The organism is Paraburkholderia lebeckiae (assembly GCF_050436325.1).
GTDB lineage: Bacteria > Pseudomonadota > Gammaproteobacteria > Burkholderiales > Burkholderiaceae > Paraburkholderia > Paraburkholderia tuberum.
Genome location: NZ_JBNDLZ010000003.1, coordinates 33736 through 52555, shown reverse-complemented (window position 1 = coordinate 52555; position 18820 = coordinate 33736). Strand labels below are relative to the sequence as shown.

The following is an 18820-nucleotide window of genomic DNA, read 5'->3' as shown; positions in this document are numbered from 1 at the left end:
CGGAAAAGTGAGCAGTGCGCGTCAGATTAGATACCCGAAAGTAAAAGATCAAGTGATCTTTACCCTATTTCTTAGCACCTAAGGTCAGCAATACAATCGATTCCGACCTCTGACAGGAGCGCATGGCAATGTCGGCCACAACGACACCTTCCCCGCGAGCAGTGATTTTCGACGCCTACGGCACGTTGTTCGACGTGCATTCGGTGATCGCAGCCGCGGAGCAACTGTTCCCCAGCCACGGCGACGCGCTGTCGCAGCTGTGGCGCCAAAAGCAGATCGAATACACGCAATTGCGCACGCTCGCCGCGCGCAGCGATTCCCCCGGCGAACACTACCGCCCGTTCTGGGGCATCACGCTCGACGCGCTGCGCTTCGCCGCGAAAAGACTGCAGCTCACGCTCGGCCGCGCGGCCGAAAAGCGGCTGATGGACGAATACGCGTGCCTGTCCGCATTTCCCGACGCGGTGCCCGTGCTGCGCGCGTTGCGCGAGGCCGCCGCCGCGCCACGCGTGGGGCTCGCGATTCTGTCAAACGGTAATCCGCAAATGCTCGACATCGCGGTAAAGAGCGCCGGCATGAACGCCCTCTTCGATCACGTGCTGTCGGTCGACGCCGTGCGCGCGTACAAACCCTCGCCGGCCGCGTATGCGCTCGGCCCCGACGCGTTCGGCGTGGCCGCGCGCGAGATCGTGTTCGTGTCGTCGAACGGCTGGGACGTCGCGGGCGCGACATGGTTCGGCTTCACGACATTCTGGCTGAACCGGCAGAACCTGCCCGTCGAAGAACTCGGCGTGACGCCGCATGGCACCGGTGGCGGCATGAACGATCTGCTGGACTTTCTGCGCACACTCGCGACGTCGTCACGCTCGAGCGGCGGCCGTCAAACGAAAGTTCCTGGCAGTGGCAGTCGCAAGCGCGCCGGCCCGCGCGTATGACGGCGCCCCTCGCATTCGGCGATCCACTTCCCCCCTTTTCAACCTTCGCATTTTTGCAATCTGACCGACCAAGGAGAAAACATGGCTAATCCGCTGTCGTTGCCGCAAGGCATGGAAATCACCGGCGACATCAAGCCCGGCTTTGAAGCGATCCTCACCCGCGAAGCGCTGGAACTCGTCGCGGCCTTGCACCGTACGTTCGAGCCGCGACGTCAGCAGTTGCTGCAGGCGCGCGTCGAGCGCGCGAACCGGCTCGACGCGGGCGAGCGGCCCGACTTCCTCGCCGCCACGAAGAGCGTGCGCGAAGGCGACTGGAAGATCGCGCCGCTGCCGCAGTATCTGCAGTGCCGGCGCGTCGAGATCACCGGCCCCGTCGAGCGCAAGATGATCATCAACGCGCTCAATTCGGGCGCCGACTCCTACATGACCGACTTCGAGGATTCGAATGCGCCGAGCTGGGACAATCAGATCACCGGTCATATCAATCTGAAGGACGCGGTGCGCCGCACGATCTCGCTCGAACAAAACGGCAAGTCGTACCGGCTCAACGACAAGACCGCGACGCTGATCGTACGTCCGCGCGGCTGGCATCTCGACGAGAAGCACGTGAAGGTCGACGGCCAGCGCGTGTCGGGTGGCATCTTCGATTTCGCGCTATACATGGTGCACAACGCGAAGGAGTTGATCGCGCGCGGCTCGGGCCCGTACTTCTATCTGCCGAAGATGGAGAGCCATCTCGAAGCGCGGCTGTGGAACGACATCTTCGTCGCCGCGCAGGAAGCGGTCGGCGTGCCGCGCGGCACGATTCGCGCGACGGTGCTGATCGAGACGATCGTCGCCGCGTTCGAAATGGACGAGATCCTGTACGAGCTGCGCGAACATAGCTCGGGCCTGAACGCGGGCCGCTGGGACTACATCTTCTCGGCGATCAAGAAGTTCAAGAGCGACCGCGACTTCTGCCTTGCCGATCGCTCGCAGATCACGATGACTTCGCCGTTCATGCGCGCGTACGCGTTGCTGCTGCTGAAGACCTGCCATCGCCGCAACGCGCCGGCGATCGGCGGCATGAGCGCGCTGATTCCGATCAAGAACGATGCGGCCGCGAACGACAAGGCGATGGCCGGCGTGCGTTCAGACAAGGCGCGCGACGCGGGCGACGGCTACGACGGCGGCTGGGTCGCGCACCCGGGCCTCGTGCCGGTCGCGATGGAAGAGTTCGTCAAGGTGCTCGGCGACCGGCCGAACCAGATCGGCAAGCAGCGCGTCGACGTGCTCGTGACCGCGACCGACCTGCTCGACTTCCGCCCGGAAACGCCGATCACCGAAGCGGGCTTGCGCAACAACATCAACGTCGGCATTCACTACCTCGGTTCGTGGCTCGCGGGCAATGGCTGTGTGCCGATTCACAACCTGATGGAAGATGCGGCCACCGCCGAGATTTCGCGCTCGCAGGTCTGGCAGTGGATCCGCTCGCCGAAGGGCAAACTCGACGACGGTCGCAAGGTGACGGTCGAACTGGTGCGCGAGCTCGCGGCGCAGGAGCTCGACAAGGTCAAACAGACGGTGGGCGGAGATACGAAGCCGTATGAGCGTGCCGCGCAGATCTTCGAGCAGATGTCGACCGCGGAGCAGTTCACCGATTTTCTGACGCTGCCGCTTTACGAAGAGATTTGATGGTGTTGACGATGCGGGCTCGAGCGCCTTGGGCCTGCTCGAGCCAGGTGATCGCATCCGCTTGAACGACGGCACGCCGCGGACATACGTGGCGCGCCGTTTTTTTGCTCGCCTTCGTGGACCAGCTCAGCGCGTGCGCCGATGTTCGACCCAATCTCCTGAACGGATCTCGGGCAGCCCTCTTACCGCGCTCGGCGCGACCGGATAGAAGCGGCAATTCACGACGTTGCCGTCCACTTTGACCATCACCTCACGTGCCAGAAAACGATTCTCGACGCCCGGATACACGGCTTCGATTTCGTCGAGCACCGCGACGAGCGCATCGTCGATTTCATAGACGTCGCCGCGCACTTCGATGCCCGTTTCGTCGACGACGAGACCCGGATAGTCGCCAAAATCGAACAGATGGCCGCGCACGGTGGTACTGCCGAGCAGGCTCGGTGCGGGGATGTCGTTGCGCGCGGCGGCTTCGCTGATGTCGTTGGTTTCACCGGCACGCAGCGTGCCGTAGACAAAGACGGTCTGCATCGTCGTTGAGTCTCCATGGTCAGAGGTGATGTCGGTGGCTCGGGGCCATCGGGACATTATGCAACGGCGGCCCGTCGGCAACAGAAAACTGGGCACGCCCTACAATGCTTGATGCCCGCGGCGGAGAATGGCCTCGAGCGCGCTTCGCCTTTGCTGCTCCGTGATCCCAACCGACCTTGCCATGACTTCGCCCACCGACTCCGACCTGTCGAGCCGCGTGCGTTTCGCGGACATACCGCCCGAGTTCGCGCCGAACGACATGCATCCGATCCGCGTGCGCTCGCGGCCCATGCCGGCGGGCTGGCATATCGCGCGTCATACGCATGCCTGGGCGCAGGTCGCGTATGCGTCGCGCGGCGTGCTGCGGGTCGCAACGACGGGCACGACATGGATGGTGCCGCCATCGCGCGCAATCTGGTTGCCGCCGCATGTGACGCACGAAGTGGTCGCCGTCGAAGATGCGTTCCTGCGCACGCTGTACATCACCGAGAGTACGGTGCCGGCCGGGCTCGATACGCCGCGCGTCGTCGAAGTATCGAACCTGTTGCGCGAGGTGATTGCCGCGCTCGATACGCCTGGCCTGTCCGCCGCGCGCGAGCAGCTGCTCGGCGCGCTCGCGCTCGATGAACTGACGCGCTCGGAGCCGTTGCCGCTGTCCGTGCCGATGCCCAGCGAAAAGCGCCTGCGCGCGCTGTGCGAGGCCGTGATCGCCGACCCGATGCATGGCGAGTCGCTCGAGCAGTGGTCATCGACGGTGGGCGCGAGCACGCGCACGATCGCGCGGCTGTTCCGCCAGGAGCTGGGTGTGAGTTTTTCGCAGTGGCGTCAGCAGGCGATTCTCGCGCGCGCCATTCCATTGTTGAGCCAGGGACGGCCGCTGTCGCACGTCGCGCAGGAACTGGGCTATCAGAGCCAGAGCGCCTTCTCCGCGATGTTCCGGCGTGCGTTCGGCGCGAGTCCACGCGCGTTTATCGAGCGAGGCGCCGAGCATCGCGCGAGCAACGGCGAGCATGATGACGCCCAAGCGGATGATGAAACGGCACAGGATCAAGCCGGTTCGACGGACGTCGCCGAGCGGTGAATGGCGACAACTAGCGGTGCGCGTCGGCCATCAACGCGGGGCCCGCCTCAAACCCGCCGCGCCAGATGACGGATCGCGCCTAGCTGCGCGAGCCGCGGCCCGGCGAGCTTATAGCCCTTGCGCTGATAGAGCCGCGCCGCCGGATTGTCGACGAACACGCGCAACTGCAACTCGCGCAGCCCGCGCTCGCGCGCCCACTGATGCGAGATGTCGAGCAGAAACGTACCGGCGCCAAGCCGACGATATCCTTCGGCGATCTGCACGTCGCGGATATGCAGCGAATCACCCTCCTCGGTGATACGCAGCACGCCCATCGGCACGCCATCCACTTCGAGAATGAAATTCTCCGATTCACGCCAACTGCCGAGAAACAGATCGCTGCGCCACACCAGATGATGCCGGCGATAGTAACCGCCCATGTTATTGCGGGTCAGCGCCTCGGCAAACTCGAAATCGTCCATGCTGGCCGTGCGCAGGTGAAACGGTGACGGAGCTTCGGTGGGATCGAACATGGCAGGACCGCGAGGATAAGTCGGATAAACGGTAAAACAGGCCGCGCGCGCTGGCAATGGCTGTTTGTCCCGAGCCTTCCGGGAGGCGGCCGGCAACGGCAGTAGAAACCGAGCGGTTGCGGTCCTATGTGCAGGCGCGATCATCCGCTCACCAGCACGACGACGGCTGCGGACATACACGTTCGCATCGTCGGCACAGCGCACGAAGCAGTGGTCGCGCCGTTCCAGTTCCTTGTCCACCTCGTCGAGCAACACGTTAGCCAGCAACGGCGGATCAGCCGGATCACGCTGGCCTCCCCAATTCGTTTCTGTGGACGGTCAATCAGGATGTCGTGGTTGACCCGGTCGAAGAACTTCTCCAGATCAACGTCCACCACGATTCACCGGCCCGACTACACGTACGACTGCGCGGCAAGCACCGCATCGTGCGCACGCCGTCCGGGCCGGAAGCCGCAGCTGTGCTCGTTGAAGGAAGGGTCCCAGAACCGGCTGCAGCACCTGCTGCAGCGCCTGCTGCATCAGCCGGTCCGTTACCGTCGGGATGCCAGGCTCGCGCTCACCTCCGTCCGGTTTCGGCATCATCAGCCGCCCTACCGGACTGGGCCGGTACGTCCCCTTCAGCAAAACTGTTCACGGATCGCGGGCCACGCTGTCACCAGATCGCGCGACGTCTGGTCAATGTCCAGACGGTCCACGCCCAGCGGTTCCCTTGTTGGCCCGTACCCGTTTAAACGCGTGCTTCAGGTTCTCTTTCGTCAACGCCGCTACCAGCAGCGATGACAGCGGTGACCCTGTGTGCCCGGATTCATGGCGCGGGCAACAGGCTTCGTCGCTCACGGAAATAGGCGCAGCTTCACCGTGCGTGCCTCCGATCGCCCCGCTTGCGCGGGCATCTGACGCAATTCCTGTCGCATCGACATGGCGCTGGACACTCCCTCCCGTTCGGCCCTTCCTCACCAGCTTTAGTCTCACCGATCTGTCCTGCGACTACTACGGCCTCTGCTGACTTCTAGCTCCGGCTCGACGCCGTCGCCCTTTCAGGCATGAGGCGAAATCTCCCAAGGTACGAGCGCACTCCTTCATCGCACAGCCGCCGCATTTACGCCGCTTCGCCTTGGTCACGAGAGCTTCGCGATCTATTGCTCGCCCGCCGTGCTTGACAACGCCTTCTATGCAGTTCTTGTTCATCGGCTCGCTATTTTCGCTCCACGCTTCCTTCCCACATTCGGCCGCCCTCATACAGTTGAGCTTCACTTCATTCGCTGTGACCAGCTTATGGCGGAACTTGCACCCGCAGGAGTGCGCCCATGCTGGGCGCACAATAAAAAAAAGCCCACTTCTTGCGAAGTGGGCTTTCTCAATTCTGGCGGAGCGGACGGGGCTCGAACCCGCGACCCCCGGCGTGACAGGCCGGTATTCTAACCAACTGAACTACCGCTCCAGATTTTGCACCGCAGCCTGCGATGCCATACTCTCAGCTTGCTGCACCGTTCAAACTTCCAACCGAACGACGCCGATGTTCTGGCGTCCCCTAGGGGATTCGAACCCCTGTACTCACCGTGAAAGGGTGATGTCCTAGGCCTCTAGACGAAGGGGACAACGTACTGCTTACACCTTTAATGAAAAAGCCCGTTCAAGTATGTGTGAACGGGCTTTGTCTGGCGGAGTGGACGGGACTCGAACCCGCGACCCCCGGCGTGACAGGCCGGTATTCTAACCGACTGAACTACCACTCCAGTCTTTACACCCTGCTTGCGAGCGTCGGTTAATTCTCTGCAAGCTGCGCTGCTTTACTACTACTTGAATACCAAAGCGACGCTGATGTTTGGCGTCCCCTAGGGGATTCGAACCCCTGTACTCACCGTGAAAGGGTGATGTCCTAGGCCTCTAGACGAAGGGGACAAAATCTTTTCAGATCCGTCTCAATTCGCTTTTGACTTGATCAACTCGCGCTAACTTTTCAGTTAACTCGCCAAGCTATCTTCTGGTCAAAAGCGAAGACCGCTACTTTAACTACATTTCAGCGGTTTGTGAAGTCTTTTTTCTACAACCATCAGACTTCTTAACCACTTTAATCTCTCTGCTCTGTTGGTGGAGGTAAGCGGGATCGAACCGCTGACCTCTTGCATGCCATGCAAGCGCTCTCCCAGCTGAGCTATACCCCCGCGCACATCAGAGAAACGAGATTCTAGAGGGCGATCTGCGCTTTGTAAATACCCTTTGAGCAATTACATGCGGATTTTTCCGGCGGCATGCGAAACCTCTGACGCACGCCGCCAACGGATTAGCCAAGCGCTTTTTCGATGCGGCTAACGACGACGTCGCGACCGAACAGCATCAGCACACTATCGATCGACGGTGTATGCGTCGCACCCGCCACCAGCAGACGCACCGGCATCGCGAGCTGCGGCATCTTCAGCTTGTGCGTGCCGAGCGTCGCTTTCAGCGCGGCAGCGATCGTCTCCTTGGTCCATTCGACCGTCTTCAATGCAGCGGCCAGATCAGCGAGCGCCGGACGAACCGCATCGGTTACGTGCTGTGCAAGCAACTCAGCGTCGGGTGCCGGGGTGCGATAGAACATCGCGGCGTTCTGCGCGATCTCCTTCACGGTCGACGCCCGATCCTTCATCAGTCCCACCACGCCCGTCAGGTCCGGACCTTGGGCGAGTGTGGCTTCCTCGATGCCGAGCTCCGCGAAGAACGGTTTCGCCAGTTCGGCGAGGCGTGCGTTGTCGGCTTCCTTGATGTAGTGCGCGTTGAGCCAGTTCAGCTTGTCATGGTCGTACTGCGCCGGCGACTTGCCGAGGTGCTCGAGATCGAACCACTCGACGAACTGCTCGCGCGTGAAAATCTCCGCGTCACCATGCGACCAGCCGAGGCGCGCCAGATAGTTGACGACCGCTTCCGGCAGATACCCCGCATCGCGATAACCCATCACGCTCATTGCGCCGTGGCGCTTGCTCATCTTCTCGCCCTGCTCGTTCAGCACGGTCGGCAGGTGTGCATACACCGGCGGCTCGCCACCGAGCGCGCGCAGTATGTTGATCTGGCGCGGCGTGTTGTTGACGTGGTCGTCGCCACGAATCACGTGAGTGATGCGCATGTCGAGATCGTCGACGACGACGCAGAAGTTATACGTCGGCGTGCCGTCTGGACGCGCGATCACGAGGTCGTCGAGTTCTTCGTTCGAGATTTCGATGCGGCCTTTCACCGCGTCGTCCCACGCGACCACGCCGGTCAGCGGATTGCGAAACCTTAGCACCGGCTTCACGCCGACGGGCGGCTCCGGCAGCACCTTGCCCGGCTCCGGGCGCCACGTGCCGTCGTAGCGCGGCTTTTCGCCTGCTTCGCGCTGGCGCTCGCGCAGCGCGTCGAGCTCTTCGGTCGACATGTAGCACGGATAGACGAGCCCCGCCTCCCGCATCTGCTTCAGCACTTCGCGGTACCGGTCCATGCGCTGCATCTGATAGAACGGGCCTTCGTCGAAATCGAGGCCGAGCCACGCCATGCCTTCGAGAATCGCGTCGACGGATTCGGTCGTGGAGCGCTCGAGGTCGGTATCCTCGACCCGCAGCACGAAGGTCCCTTTCATCTTGCGCGCGAACGCCCACGGATACAGCGCGGAGCGGATGTTGCCCAGGTGGATGAAGCCGGTGGGACTCGGTGCGAAACGGGTACGAACGGAGGTGGTCATTAGCGGTTACTCGGAAAACAGGCGCCGGCGCTCAGGCGAACACGACTGCGAAGCGCGGCAGCGAAGCGTGCCCATGCTGCGCGCGACGTCGCGCACGGCCACGAGGGAATAAGTGCAAGAGCCGAATTATACCTTCCGCACGCGGGTTGCCGCCCTCGTCCGAACGACCTAAGGCGCATGGGCGAACGGCGTCCGGACATCCGCGTACGCACCTTCCCAGCGCTCGCCCAACTCATCTTGAAAAAGCGCCGCGCCAGTTCCGAATACTTCCTCTGCAACGTTTCATTACAGCGGACGGCGCGAGCCGATCGTTTGCATTAAGATGTGCGCGCGCTGCGATGCGGGCTTACCGCACATCGATCCGATCCGGAGCGAACACCGCTGCAGCGCGCGCAATCGCCGTCGGCGATCCGCCCGGTCTGACCTCAGCCTGATCGCGGTACGCGCGACGCCGCTCGCGTCGCCCGCGCCGTTGCTGGAGAACTCGTTGAAACCCTCATCCCCGAACTTGAGCCGCCGCAGCTTTTCGATGGCGGCCGCATCCGCGGTGCTTGCCGCCTGCACCACGACCGCCGGCAAACTCGATGGCGCGCCGATCACCGCGACGCCCGCCGTTCCCCCGCCGCCTGAAAAAGCGCAACAGAAGCCAGTTCGCGTCGCGCTCGCTCTCGGCGGCGGCGCCGCGCGCGGCTTTGCGCACATCGGCGTCATCAAGGCTCTCGAGGCGCGCAATATCCAGATCGACCTGATCGCCGGCACGAGCGCCGGCTCCGTCGTCGGCGCGCTGTACGCGTCGGGCATGAACGGCTTCGCGCTGAACAAGCTCGCGCTGTCGATGGACGAAGCGTCGATCAGCGACTGGGCGATGCCGTTTCGTACGCGCGGCTTCCTGCAGGGCGTCGCGCTGCAGAACTACCTGAACACGACGCTGAACAACCGCCCGATCGAGAAGATGGCGAGGCCGCTCGGCGTGGTCGCGACAGATCTGCAAACCGGCCAGCCGATCCTGTTCCAGCGCGGCAACACCGGCATCGCGGTGCGCGCGTCGTGTAGCGTGCCGTCGATTTTCGAGCCGGTGAAGATCGGCGGTCACGAGTACGTGGATGGGGGTCTCGTGAGTCCGGTACCGGCGTCGTTCGCGCGCAAGATGGGCGCGGATTTCGTGATCGCCGTCGATATTTCCCAGCGACCGGAAACCGGCGTCACGGCAAGCTCGTTCGACGTGTTGATGCAGACCTTCACGATCATGGGCCAGACGATCAAGGCCTACGAGCTCGACAAGTACGCCGACGTGGTGATCCGGCCGAATCTCGCGGCGATGAGCGGCAGCGATTTCTCACAGCGCAACGCCGCGATTCTCGCCGGCGAGGAAGCGGTCGCGAAGATGATGCCGGAGTTGCAGCGCAAGCTAGCCGCGCGGCACATGGGAGCCTGAAAGCCCGGTGGCGCACAGTCGCTGTGCGTCGCCATGGCAAAAATGCGCGCATCAAACGCAAAAAGCCTGCTTCGAACGAAGCAGGCTTTTTTATCGCCCCGGCGCAACGCGGAATCAGTTATTCCCGCCGATCGTCGCGGTCACGCGCTTGCGCAGATCGTCGGCCTGATACGAGGTCTCGATCCGACGCGCACCCGTAAAGCGTTTTTCCCAGTAGCCGTCATCCATGTCGTCGACGCGGATCGTGCTGCCGGTGGACGGCGAGTGCACGAACTTATTGTCGCCGATATAGATGCCGACGTGCGAGAACGTGCGGCGCATCGTATTGAAGAACACCAGATCGCCCGGCTTCAGGTCGCTTACCCGCACCTTCTCGCCCAAGCGGCTCATTTCCTCGGCACGGCGCGGCAACGCGAGACCGAGCGTGTCCTGAAACACGTAGCGCACGAAACCGCTGCAATCGAGCCCCGAATCAGGCGTATTGCCGCCCCAACGGTAGCGAACGCCGATCATGTTCAACGCGCCGACCACCACGTCGCCCGCTTTGCCGGCCATGCCCGAAAGGAACGATTTGGCGCTGCCGCTTTCGCTGCCGGCGGCCTTGGTTTGCGGAGTGAGAAGAAAAAGAGGATCCGAGCCGTTGGTGGCCGGATATGAGGCATTCTGATTAAAACCGCTTACTTCGTCGGCGAACGCGCCGGGAGCTGCTGCCATCAAGACGCCAATGAACATCCCGGCGACGACGCGCGTGCAAGCCTGGGTGAAGTTTCTGTGCTGCATTGGTCGGTAGTTTTTGCCAAAAAATCAGGGGTCTAGAAAAAAAGTTTGCTCGATACTAGCCAGTAAGTATTTGCGTGTCAAAAGGAATAGGAAAAATCAATCGACGGGCGCACTCAATTGGGGAAAGGGTGAAAAATCAACGATCCAGCGCCGCTTTCAGCAGCTTTCGCGTGTAAGGATGCGCGGGGGCAGCAAAAATTTTCTCGACTTCGCCGGTTTCGACGATCGATCCGTTCTGCATCACCAAGACTCGGTGCGCCATCGCCCCGATCACTTCCAGGTCGTGACTGATGAACACGAAGCCGAGGTTGTATTTGTGCTGCAAACCGGTGAGCAGCTTGAGCACCTGCTGCTGGATCGAGACGTCGAGCGCGCTGGTCGGTTCGTCGAGGATCAGCACGCGCGGCTCGAGTACCAGCGCGCGCGCGATCGCGATGCGCTGCCGCTGCCCGCCCGAAAATTCATGCGGATAGCGATACAGCGCGGTCCGGTCGATGCCGACTTCGCGCAGCACCGCGACGACCTTGTCGCGCCGCGCCTGCGGAGTCATCTGCGGACGATGCAGCGCGAGCCCCTCGCCGACAATCCGCTCGATCGTCTGCCGCGGCGAAAGCGAACTAAAAGGGTCTTGAAAGACGACCTGCATATTCGAGCGCAGTGCGGTCTTTTCGGCGCCGCGATAGCTCCCGAGCGCCCTGCCCTGAAACTGGATCTCGCCACGCGCGGTGCGCTGCAGACCGAGCAGTGCCATCGCGAGCGTCGACTTGCCCGATCCCGATTCACCGACGATCCCGAGCGTCTCGCCCTGGCGCACCGACACGTTCGCCGCGTCGACCGCGCGAAACCGCCCCGCGCCGAACCAGCCACGCAGGCCGGGCAGTTTCGTTCTGAAGTCGACCGCCACGTCGCGCGCTTCGAGCAGCACCGGCGAGATCGGCAGCACCGGCACGACCTCGCGCTGCGGCCGGCTCGCGAGCAGCCGCTGGGTATACGGATGGCGCGGCGCCTCGAACACCTGCTCGACCGTGCCGGTTTCGACCAGCACGCCTCGCTCCATCACCGCGACGCGCTGCGCGAAGTGACGCACGAGGTTCAGGTCGTGCGTGATCAGCAGCACGGCCGTGCCGCGCTTTTGTGCTTCGTCGCGCTGCAGTTCCAGCAGAAGCTCGACGATTTGCGCGCGAATCGTCACATCGAGCGCGGTGGTCGGCTCGTCGGCGAGCAACAGGCGCGGCCGGCAGGCGAGCGCCATCGCGATCATCGCGCGCTGCCGCTGCCCGCCCGACAGCTGATGCGGGTAGCTGTTGATGCGCTTCTCCGGCTCGGTGATGCCGGTGCGCGCGAGCAGCGCGACCGCCCGCCTGCGCGCTTCGGTCGCGCTGACGCCGTCATGCACGACGATCGTTTCCGCAATCTGGTCGCCGATCGTGTACAGCGGATTGAGCGCGGTCATCGGTTCCTGGAAGATCATCGCGATGTCCGAGCCGCGCAGGCCACGCATCGCACGCTCGCTCTTCGCGAGCAGATCTTCGCCATCGAAGCGGATCGCCCCGCTCACCTGCGCGTCGTTCAGCAGGCGCAGCACCGACAGCGCGGTCACGCTCTTGCCCGAGCCCGACTCGCCGACGAGCGCGACGCGTTCACCGCGCGCGATCGCGAGCGTGACGTCGTCGACGGCCACCGTGTCGCCGAACGCGACACGCAGATGGTCGAGTTCGAGCAGCGGCGTGTCCGTCGACTGCGGATCGATTTGCGGCAGCGCGCTCATTGACCACCTCCGGCGTGTATCGCATCGGAGATACGCGTGTCGAGCGCGTTGCGCAGCGCGTCGCCCATGAAGGTCAATAGCAGCAGCATCGCCACCAGCACGCCGAAGGTCGACACCGATATCCACCACGCGTCGAGATTCGCCTTGCCCTGAGCGAGCAGTTCGCCCAGGCTCGGCGTCGGCGGCGGCACGCCGAGGCCGAGGAAGTCGAGACTCGTCAGCGCGAGAATCGCGCTGCTCATGCTGAACGGCAGGAACGTAATGACCGGCGTCAGACTGTTCGGCAACACGTGACGCCACATGATCTGCCAATGGGACAAGCCCATCGCGCGCGCGGCGCGCACATAGTCCTGCTGGCGATTGCGCAGGAACTCGGCGCGCACGTAGTCGGACAGGCCGATCCAGTTGAACAGCGACAGCAGCACGATCAAAAGAGCGAAGCTGCGCTCGAAGATCGATGAAAAGATGATCAGCAGATAGAGCTGCGGCATTGCGTTCCAGATCTCGATCAGACGCTGCCCGACGATATCCGTTCGCCCTCCGAAGTAACCTTGCACTGCCCCCGCGACGATGCCGACGATCGTGCTGATCACGGTCAGCACGAGGCCGAACACGACCGACACGCCGAAGCCGTACAGCAGACGCGCGAACAGATCGCGGCCACGGTCGTCGGTGCCGAGCCAGTTCTCGCGCGACGGTGGCGCCGGGTTGGGCGCCTTCGAAAAGTAATTGAGCGTGTCGTAGTAGTAATGATTCGGCGGATACAGCGCGAAGTTGCCCGGCGCATCGAAGCGGTGACGGATGTACGGATCGAGATAATCGGTCGGCGTGGGGAAGTCGCCACCGAAGGTGGTCTCGGCGTAAGTCCTGACGAGCGGGAAATACAGATGGCCGTCGTAGCGCACGACGACCGGCTTGTCGTTCGACCACAGCGGCCCCACGAGGCTCGCCGCGAACGCGACGACGAAGATGATCAGGCTCCAGTAGCCGAGACGCTGCTGGCGAAAACGCTGCCACACGCGACGCGCCGGCGACGGCGACATCAGTGCGAGCGCGGGTTCGGTGCGCGCCGCCGCGTCGGCGGAAAGGCGGGCTCGATTCATCAGCGCTCCAGTTGTTCGAATTGGATGCGGGGATCGACCCACACATAGCAAAGGTCGGAGATCAGCCGCGTGACGAGGCCAATCAGCGTGAACAGATACAACGTGCCGAGCACGACCGGATAGTCCCGCCGCATCACCGATTCATACGACAGCAACCCGAGCCCGTCGAGCGAGAACAGCGTTTCGATCAGCAGGCTGCCGGTGAAGAACGCGCCGATGAACGCGCCCGGGAAATTGACGATCAGCGGCAGCAGCGCATTGCGAAACACGTGCTTCCACAACACTCGCCGCTCGGACAAACCTTTGGCACGCGCGGTCAGCACGTACTGCTTGCGAATTTCGTCGAGGAACGCGTTTTTCGTCAGCATCGTGACGACCGCGAAGCTGCCCACCACCGACGCCGTGATCGGCAGCGTGATATGCCATAGATAGTCGAGGATCTTGCCGACGAGGCTCAACTGGTCCCAGTTGTCGGAGGTGAGGTTGCGCAGCGGAAACAGCTGCAGGAACGTGCCGCCGCCGAACAGCACGAGCAACAGCACGCCGAGCACGAAGCCCGGAATCGCGTAGCCGACCAGCACGACGAGGCTCGTCGCGATATCGAAGTGCGAGCCGTTGCGCACCGCCTTCGCGATGCCGAGCGGCACCGATATCAGATAGGTGAGAAAGAACGTCCACAGGCCGATGCTGATCGACACCGGCAGCTTCGACACGATCAGCGACCACACGCTTTGATGACGGAAATAGCTCTGGCCGAGATCGAAGGTCGCGAAGCGCTTGAGCATCAGCACATAGCGTTCGAGTGGCGGTTTGTCGAAGCCGTACAGCTGCTTCAGTTGCGCGATCTGTTGCGCATCGACGCCGCTATGCGAGCGCAGCCCGAACGGCGAGGCGCCCTCCGCGCCCTTGCGCAGTTCGTGCTGCATCTGCTCGACGGGGCCGCCCGGCACGAACTGGATCACGACGAAGGTCAGCGTCAGCACGCCGAGCAGCGTCGGGATCATCAGCATCAGGCGTTTGAGGATGTAGCTCCACATAGGCGGTGTTCCAGTGCGAACGCGTTGGTGGGGGCGATGGATCGGCGAATCAGTCGGCGCTGCCCGTGGGCGTGCGCGCCTGCGGGTCCTCGTACCACCACATCGTCGTGATCCAGCCCTCCGCGCCATAGTACAGCGGCAAAGTCTTCGGCCACGCGAGCCCGCGCTTGAACGCGACGCGATGCGTGCCGCTGTACCAGTGCGGCACCACATAGTAGCCATGCGTCAGCAGACGGTCGAGCGCGTGCGCGGCATCGGTCAGTTGCTCGCGCGTTTGCGCATGCACGAGCGCGTTCAACACCGCGTCGACGGCCGGCGACTTCAGGCCGATCGCGTTGTCCGAGCCGGGCGTATCGGCGGCCTTGCTGCCGAAGCGGGTGATCTGCTCGGAGCCGGGCACCTGCACGTCGGGCATGCGAATCGTCGTCACGTCGAAGTCGAATGCGTCGAGCCGCTTCTGATAGACCGCGAAGTCGGTGGTGCGGAAGTTCGCGGTAATGCCGAGCTTTTGCAGATTGCGCGTGAAGGTCGCGATGATCGGCTCCATCGACGAGGCCGAACCCGAGTCGTCGAGAATCTCGAACTGGAACGGCTCGCCCTTCGCGTTGCGCAGCGCGCCGTCACGATAGGTCCAGCCGGCCTGCTGCAGCAGATCGCGCGCCTGCAACAGATTCGCGCGCAGCGAGCCGGGCGGATCGGTATCGGGCTGCTTCGGCGGCGGCCCGAATACCGCCGGGTCGAGTTGGGCGCGAAACGGCTCCAGCAGCGCGAGCTCGCCAGGCGAAGGCAGCCCCTTCGCCTGCCATTCGGTGTTGGCGAAATAGCTGTCGATGCGCGTGTACTGGTTGAAAAACAGCTGGCGGTTCAGCCACTGAAAGTCGAGCGCGAGATCGAGCGCCTTGCGCACCCGCACGTCCTGGAACAGCGGCCGGCGCATGTTCAGGAAAAAGCCCTGCATGCCGGTGCCGTTGTGCTGCGCAAACTCGCGCTTGATCAACTCGCCACTGTCGAACTTCTTGCCGACGTCGCGCCGCACCCAGTTGCGCGCGATGTATTCGACCAGCGCGTCGTACTCGCCAGCCTTGAACGCCTCGAGCCGCGCGGTGCTATCGGCATACAGCTTGTAGACGATGCGATCGAAGTTGTTCATGCCGACGCGCACCGGCAAATCGGCGCCCCAATAGTGCGGGTCGCGTTTGAACGTGATCGTGCGGCCGTTGTCGTAGCTGTCGATCAGATACGGCCCGCTGCCGATTGGCTTTTCGAATGCGAGCTGGTCGAACGGAACGCGGCTGCCGTCGGGCTTCATCCCCCACTTGCGCGAGAACACCGGCATGCTGCCCGCGAGCAGCGGCAACTCGCGATTGCGCTCGCGAAACTCGAAGCGCACCGTGGCCGGATCGACGACGACCGCGCGCTTGATCTCGCTGAAAAGCGATGCGAACTGCGGCGCGGCCTGCGGGCTCTTCAGCGTGTCGAGAGAGAACTTGACGTCGTCGGCGGTCACACGGTCGCCGTTCGAAAAGCGCGCGCGCGGATTGATGTGGAACGTGACCGACAGGCCGTCGGGCGCGACGACGATGTCGTCGGCGAGCAGCCCGTAGGCGGACGCGACTTCGTCGCTGCTGCCGATCGTCAGGCTCTCGAACATCAATTCGAGGCCGGGCGCCGCATTGCCACGCAGAGTGAACGGGTTGAACTTGTCGAAACTCGTTAGACGGCTCGGGTTCGCGAGCACGAGCGTGCCGCCTTTCGGCGCATCGGGATTGACGTAGTCGAAGTGCTTGAAGCCGGCCGGATATTTGGGCTCGCCGTATTGCGCGATTGCATGCGCGGCATGCGCGTGCGGCGCGACGAGCAGAGTCGCGCACAGCAGCGCGACGGCGAGCGCGGCGCGCAAGGGTCCGTGGATCACGCTGTGTCGAAGTCCCTCAGGCGTTTGAACCCGTCGCGAGCCAGTTGTCATGGAGTCGTGCTGGTAAGTGGGCAGTAGCGATGTGGGGGATTTTACCCAATTAGCTTGCGCGATCTGGCGGGCGACTGCGACGAAATGCGTCAGCGACGGATGTTTCAGCACAAAAAACAAAACCGCCCTCCAAGGGCGGTTCTGTCATCGCTGCGGCCGGTTGGCGCGCTTCAGCGCCGACGCAGTGGCGACTCAGTGCCAGCCGCGATGCTGGTCGTAGTGGTCGCGCGCATAGCCGCCGTGGCCCGGCGGATGGTGGCGATACCAGTCGTCGCGCGCCCAGTAGCGACGGCCGTCCCAGTAACGGTCGCCATGCCAGCCGATCACGATTTGCGGACCGCCGTAGTACACGGGAGCCGGCTGATAGACGACGGGCGGCGGCGGAGGCGGCGGCGGTGCGTAGACCGGCGCCGGTGCGACGTAGACCGGCGCGGGAATGCCGATATTGACCCCGACGTTGAGCCCTGCGGCCATCGCGGCACCCGATGCAGCCAACGTCAACACTCCGAGCACAAGCGGAACAAGACGAGCGGACTTCATTGATCACCTTTGTAGGAACATGTTTTGTTGGCGGAAATATAACGCAAGGCAGCAACGCGCGTATTTCAACTTTGTAATAACTGATGCTGAAAATCGCCTCGCCGGGCGGCGGCGTAATGTCTGGTTACACACGCCAGACGGCGGTAAAAAACACCCTCCGCGCGGGCGCCGGCTCGCGGCCTGGCCGACATCCTAAAACGAACATTTTCAAGTTCGAAAGAACATATCTTTTCGACATTATTCATCGAAGTCATCCGATCACTGGTCGGGAGACCGGGCAAAAAAATCAAAATGTCCCGGGTATATCACGGAAAACGCGGCAATAGCTATGGTTTCCCCGGATATCCAGGTCGCTTCCAAGTGGTAGGATGACTTCCATCGAAAACCAACAAATGTTCGAATTCGCGCATCCCTGAGCACTGCATCGGAAGCAACTGCTCAATGCGCCACGGAGACTGATTTTGAAAACGATCAAGGGATTGCGCTGGTGGATCATCGCCCTCGTGTGCGTTGGGACGATCGTCAACTATCTGTCGCGCAACGCGCTCGGCGTGATGGCGCCCGAGCTGATGAAACTGCTGCACATGAACACGCGGCAGTACTCGTACGTGGTCGGCGCGTTCCAGGTGGGCTATACGGTGATGCAGCCCGTCTGCGGCCTGATCATCGATCTGATCGGCCTGCGCCTCGGCTTCGCGCTGTTCGCGTGCCTGTGGTCGCTGACCGGCGTGTTCCACGGTTTCGCGGGCAGCTGGTTTTCGCTCGCGGCGCTGCGCGGCTTCATGGGCCTGTCCGAAGCGGTCGCGATTCCGGCCGGCATGAAGGTCGTCGCCGAATGGTTCCCCGATCGCGAGAAATCCGTCGCGGTCGGCTATTTCAATGCGGGCACCTCGCTCGGTTCGCTGCTCGCGCCGCCGCTCGTCGTTTTCCTGTCGCTGCGCTACGGCTGGCAGAGCGCGTTCGCGGTGACTGGCGCGCTCGGCTTCGTGTGGGCCGCCGCATGGTTCGTGCTGTACCGCTCGCCCGCCGAGCACAAGCGCGTGAGCGACGCCGAGCGCACCGCGATCGCCGAAGGCCAGGCACCGCCCGCGGCACGCCGCGCGAGCGTGCGTGAAGTGCTGCGCACGCGCCGCTTCTGGGCGATCGCGCAAGCGCGCTTTTTCGCCGAGCCCGCGTGGCAAACGTTCAGCTTCTGGATTCCGCTCTATCTCGCCACGCAGCGTCATATGGATCTGAAGCAGATCGCGATGTTCGCGTGGCTGCCGTTTCTCGCCGCGGACCTGGGCGGTCTGTTCGGCGGCTATCTGTCGCCATTCCTGATGAAGCATTTTCGCGTGCCGCTGATCTGGTCGCGCATCTCGGGCGTCGTGCTCGGCGCGCTGATGATGATCGGGCCCGCATCGATCGGTCTCGTCGCGTCGCCCTACCAGGCCATCGCCCTCTTCTGCGTCGGCGGCTTCGCGCACCAGATGATCTCGGCGCTCGTGAACACGCTCGCCGCCGACGTATTCGATCCGGGCGAAGTCGGCACCGTCGCCGGCTTCGCGGGCATGGCCGCGTGGACCGGCGGCCTCGGCTTCTCGCTGATGGTCGGCGCGCTCGCCGATTCGATCGGCTACACGCCGCTGTTCGGTGCGCTCGGCGCATTCGACATCATCGGCGCGACGCTGCTGATCATCCTGATGCGCGATGTGCCGCGCCACGGCCGCGCGCGCCGCGCCGACCTGAGCGTCAACACTGCTACCTGACCTCCCTCGAAGACTCATC

14 protein-coding genes, 5 tRNA genes and 1 pseudogene are annotated in these 18820 nt (G+C 63.2%); 5 read left to right on the top strand and 15 right to left on the bottom strand.

What is annotated here, in order from left to right; translation table 11 throughout:
- Positions 1 to 128 precede the first annotated feature (128 nt).
- Together OKW44_RS18335 and aceB are read left to right on the top strand one after the other, a co-directional pair.
- Positions 129 to 935, top strand: coding sequence for a haloacid dehalogenase type II (locus tag OKW44_RS18335; protein ID WP_026225310.1), 807 nt, complete (start codon positions 129 to 131; stop codon positions 933 to 935).
- 81 nt (positions 936 to 1016) lie between these two features.
- On the top strand, positions 1017 to 2609 hold the full coding sequence (gene aceB / locus OKW44_RS18330; protein WP_018417612.1) for a malate synthase A: 1593 nt from the start codon (positions 1017 to 1019) through the stop codon (positions 2607 to 2609).
- Positions 2610 to 2735: 126 nt separating this feature from the next.
- On the opposite strand, the gene OKW44_RS18325 is transcribed toward aceB, so the two are convergent.
- The gene (locus tag OKW44_RS18325) at positions 2736 to 3137 is read right to left on the bottom strand and encodes a gamma-glutamylcyclotransferase family protein (RefSeq protein ID WP_018417611.1); all 402 of its coding nucleotides are present in this window, start codon (positions 3135 to 3137) and stop codon (positions 2736 to 2738) included.
- A gap of 181 nt (positions 3138 to 3318) precedes the next feature.
- Between OKW44_RS18325 and OKW44_RS18320 the strand changes: the two genes are divergently transcribed.
- On the top strand, positions 3319 to 4218 hold the full coding sequence (locus tag OKW44_RS18320; RefSeq protein ID WP_018417610.1) for an AraC family transcriptional regulator: 900 nt from the start codon (positions 3319 to 3321) through the stop codon (positions 4216 to 4218).
- Between the two features lie 47 nt (positions 4219 to 4265).
- On the opposite strand, the gene OKW44_RS18315 is transcribed toward OKW44_RS18320, so the two are convergent.
- From OKW44_RS18315 to gltX, 8 genes and pseudogenes are all read right to left on the bottom strand, one after another.
- A complete protein-coding gene (locus tag OKW44_RS18315; RefSeq protein WP_018417609.1) occupies positions 4266 to 4730 on the bottom strand; it encodes a GNAT family N-acetyltransferase in 465 nt (154 codons plus the stop codon).
- A gap of 123 nt (positions 4731 to 4853) precedes the next feature.
- Positions 4854 to 5650: pseudogene (locus tag OKW44_RS18310) on the bottom strand (reverse transcriptase domain-containing protein); the annotation flags it as partial.
- Between the two features lie 444 nt (positions 5651 to 6094).
- A tRNA-Asp gene (locus tag OKW44_RS18305) sits at positions 6095 to 6171 on the bottom strand.
- Positions 6172 to 6252: 81 nt separating this feature from the next.
- Positions 6253 to 6328: transfer RNA gene (locus OKW44_RS18300), tRNA-Glu, on the bottom strand.
- A 61-nt stretch (positions 6329 to 6389) separates the two neighbouring features.
- A tRNA-Asp gene (locus OKW44_RS18295) sits at positions 6390 to 6466 on the bottom strand.
- Between the two features lie 90 nt (positions 6467 to 6556).
- Positions 6557 to 6632, bottom strand: a tRNA-Glu gene (locus tag OKW44_RS18290).
- 187 nt (positions 6633 to 6819) lie between these two features.
- A tRNA-Ala gene (locus OKW44_RS18285) sits at positions 6820 to 6895 on the bottom strand.
- A 119-nt stretch (positions 6896 to 7014) separates the two neighbouring features.
- Entirely contained in the window at positions 7015 to 8424 is a 1410-nt protein-coding gene (gene gltX, locus OKW44_RS18280; RefSeq protein ID WP_018417608.1) for a glutamate--tRNA ligase, read from the bottom strand.
- A gap of 487 nt (positions 8425 to 8911) precedes the next feature.
- Between gltX and OKW44_RS18275 the strand changes: the two genes are divergently transcribed.
- Complete coding sequence (locus OKW44_RS18275) at positions 8912 to 9859, top strand: patatin-like phospholipase family protein (RefSeq protein WP_026225309.1); 948 nt, start codon at positions 8912 to 8914, stop codon at positions 9857 to 9859.
- Positions 9860 to 9973: 114 nt separating this feature from the next.
- On the opposite strand, the gene OKW44_RS18270 is transcribed toward OKW44_RS18275, so the two are convergent.
- From OKW44_RS18270 to OKW44_RS18245, 6 genes are all read right to left on the bottom strand, one after another.
- The gene (locus tag OKW44_RS18270) at positions 9974 to 10639 is read right to left on the bottom strand and encodes a C40 family peptidase (RefSeq protein WP_026225308.1); all 666 of its coding nucleotides are present in this window, start codon (positions 10637 to 10639) and stop codon (positions 9974 to 9976) included.
- A gap of 136 nt (positions 10640 to 10775) precedes the next feature.
- Positions 10776 to 12407, bottom strand: coding sequence for an ABC transporter ATP-binding protein (locus OKW44_RS18265; RefSeq protein ID WP_018417605.1), 1632 nt, complete (start codon positions 12405 to 12407; stop codon positions 10776 to 10778).
- Positions 12404 to 13510 (bottom strand): ABC transporter permease, encoded by a 1107-nt coding sequence (locus tag OKW44_RS18260; protein ID WP_018417604.1) that lies wholly within the window; start codon positions 13508 to 13510, stop codon positions 12404 to 12406. The genes OKW44_RS18265 and OKW44_RS18260 overlap by 4 nt, the downstream gene beginning before the upstream one ends.
- On the bottom strand, positions 13510 to 14547 hold the full coding sequence (locus tag OKW44_RS18255) for a microcin C ABC transporter permease YejB (protein WP_018417603.1): 1038 nt from the start codon (positions 14545 to 14547) through the stop codon (positions 13510 to 13512). The genes OKW44_RS18260 and OKW44_RS18255 overlap by 1 nt, the downstream gene beginning before the upstream one ends.
- A 49-nt stretch (positions 14548 to 14596) precedes the next feature.
- On the bottom strand, positions 14597 to 16513 hold the full coding sequence (locus OKW44_RS18250; protein ID WP_026225306.1) for an extracellular solute-binding protein: 1917 nt from the start codon (positions 16511 to 16513) through the stop codon (positions 14597 to 14599).
- 192 nt (positions 16514 to 16705) lie between these two features.
- Positions 16706 to 17053 carry a hypothetical protein gene (locus OKW44_RS18245; RefSeq protein WP_026225305.1) on the bottom strand — a complete coding sequence of 116 codons (348 nt, stop codon included), beginning with the start codon at positions 17051 to 17053 and terminating at the stop codon, positions 16706 to 16708.
- A gap of 461 nt (positions 17054 to 17514) precedes the next feature.
- On the opposite strand from OKW44_RS18245, the gene OKW44_RS18240 reads away from it, so the two are divergent.
- Positions 17515 to 18801: an MFS transporter gene (locus OKW44_RS18240; protein ID WP_018417600.1), complete on the top strand. Its 1287-nt coding sequence runs from the start codon at positions 17515 to 17517 to the stop codon at positions 18799 to 18801.
- Positions 18802 to 18820 lie beyond the last annotated feature (19 nt).

Excerpts from the sequence above, each read along its gene's own strand:
- OKW44_RS18335 (WP_026225310.1), top strand. The coding sequence starts at position 129 with ATGTCGGCCACAACGACACCTTCCCCGCGAGCAGTGATTTTCGACGCC.
- aceB (WP_018417612.1), top strand. The coding sequence starts at position 1,017 with ATGGCTAATCCGCTGTCGTTGCCGCAAGGCATGGAAATCACCGGCGAC.
- OKW44_RS18325 (WP_018417611.1), bottom strand. The coding sequence starts at position 3,137 with ATGCAGACCGTCTTTGTCTACGGCACGCTGCGTGCCGGTGAAACCAAC.
- OKW44_RS18320 (WP_018417610.1), top strand. The coding sequence starts at position 3,319 with ATGACTTCGCCCACCGACTCCGACCTGTCGAGCCGCGTGCGTTTCGCG.
- OKW44_RS18315 (WP_018417609.1), bottom strand. The coding sequence starts at position 4,730 with ATGTTCGATCCCACCGAAGCTCCGTCACCGTTTCACCTGCGCACGGCC.
- gltX (WP_018417608.1), bottom strand. The coding sequence starts at position 8,424 with ATGACCACCTCCGTTCGTACCCGTTTCGCACCGAGTCCCACCGGCTTC.
- OKW44_RS18270 (WP_026225308.1), bottom strand. The coding sequence starts at position 10,639 with ATGCAGCACAGAAACTTCACCCAGGCTTGCACGCGCGTCGTCGCCGGG.
- OKW44_RS18265 (WP_018417605.1), bottom strand. The coding sequence starts at position 12,407 with ATGAGCGCGCTGCCGCAAATCGATCCGCAGTCGACGGACACGCCGCTG.
- OKW44_RS18260 (WP_018417604.1), bottom strand. The coding sequence starts at position 13,510 with ATGAATCGAGCCCGCCTTTCCGCCGACGCGGCGGCGCGCACCGAACCC.
- OKW44_RS18255 (WP_018417603.1), bottom strand. The coding sequence starts at position 14,547 with ATGTGGAGCTACATCCTCAAACGCCTGATGCTGATGATCCCGACGCTG.
- OKW44_RS18250 (WP_026225306.1), bottom strand. The coding sequence starts at position 16,513 with ATGACAACTGGCTCGCGACGGGTTCAAACGCCTGAGGGACTTCGACAC.
- OKW44_RS18245 (WP_026225305.1), bottom strand. The coding sequence starts at position 17,053 with ATGAAGTCCGCTCGTCTTGTTCCGCTTGTGCTCGGAGTGTTGACGTTG.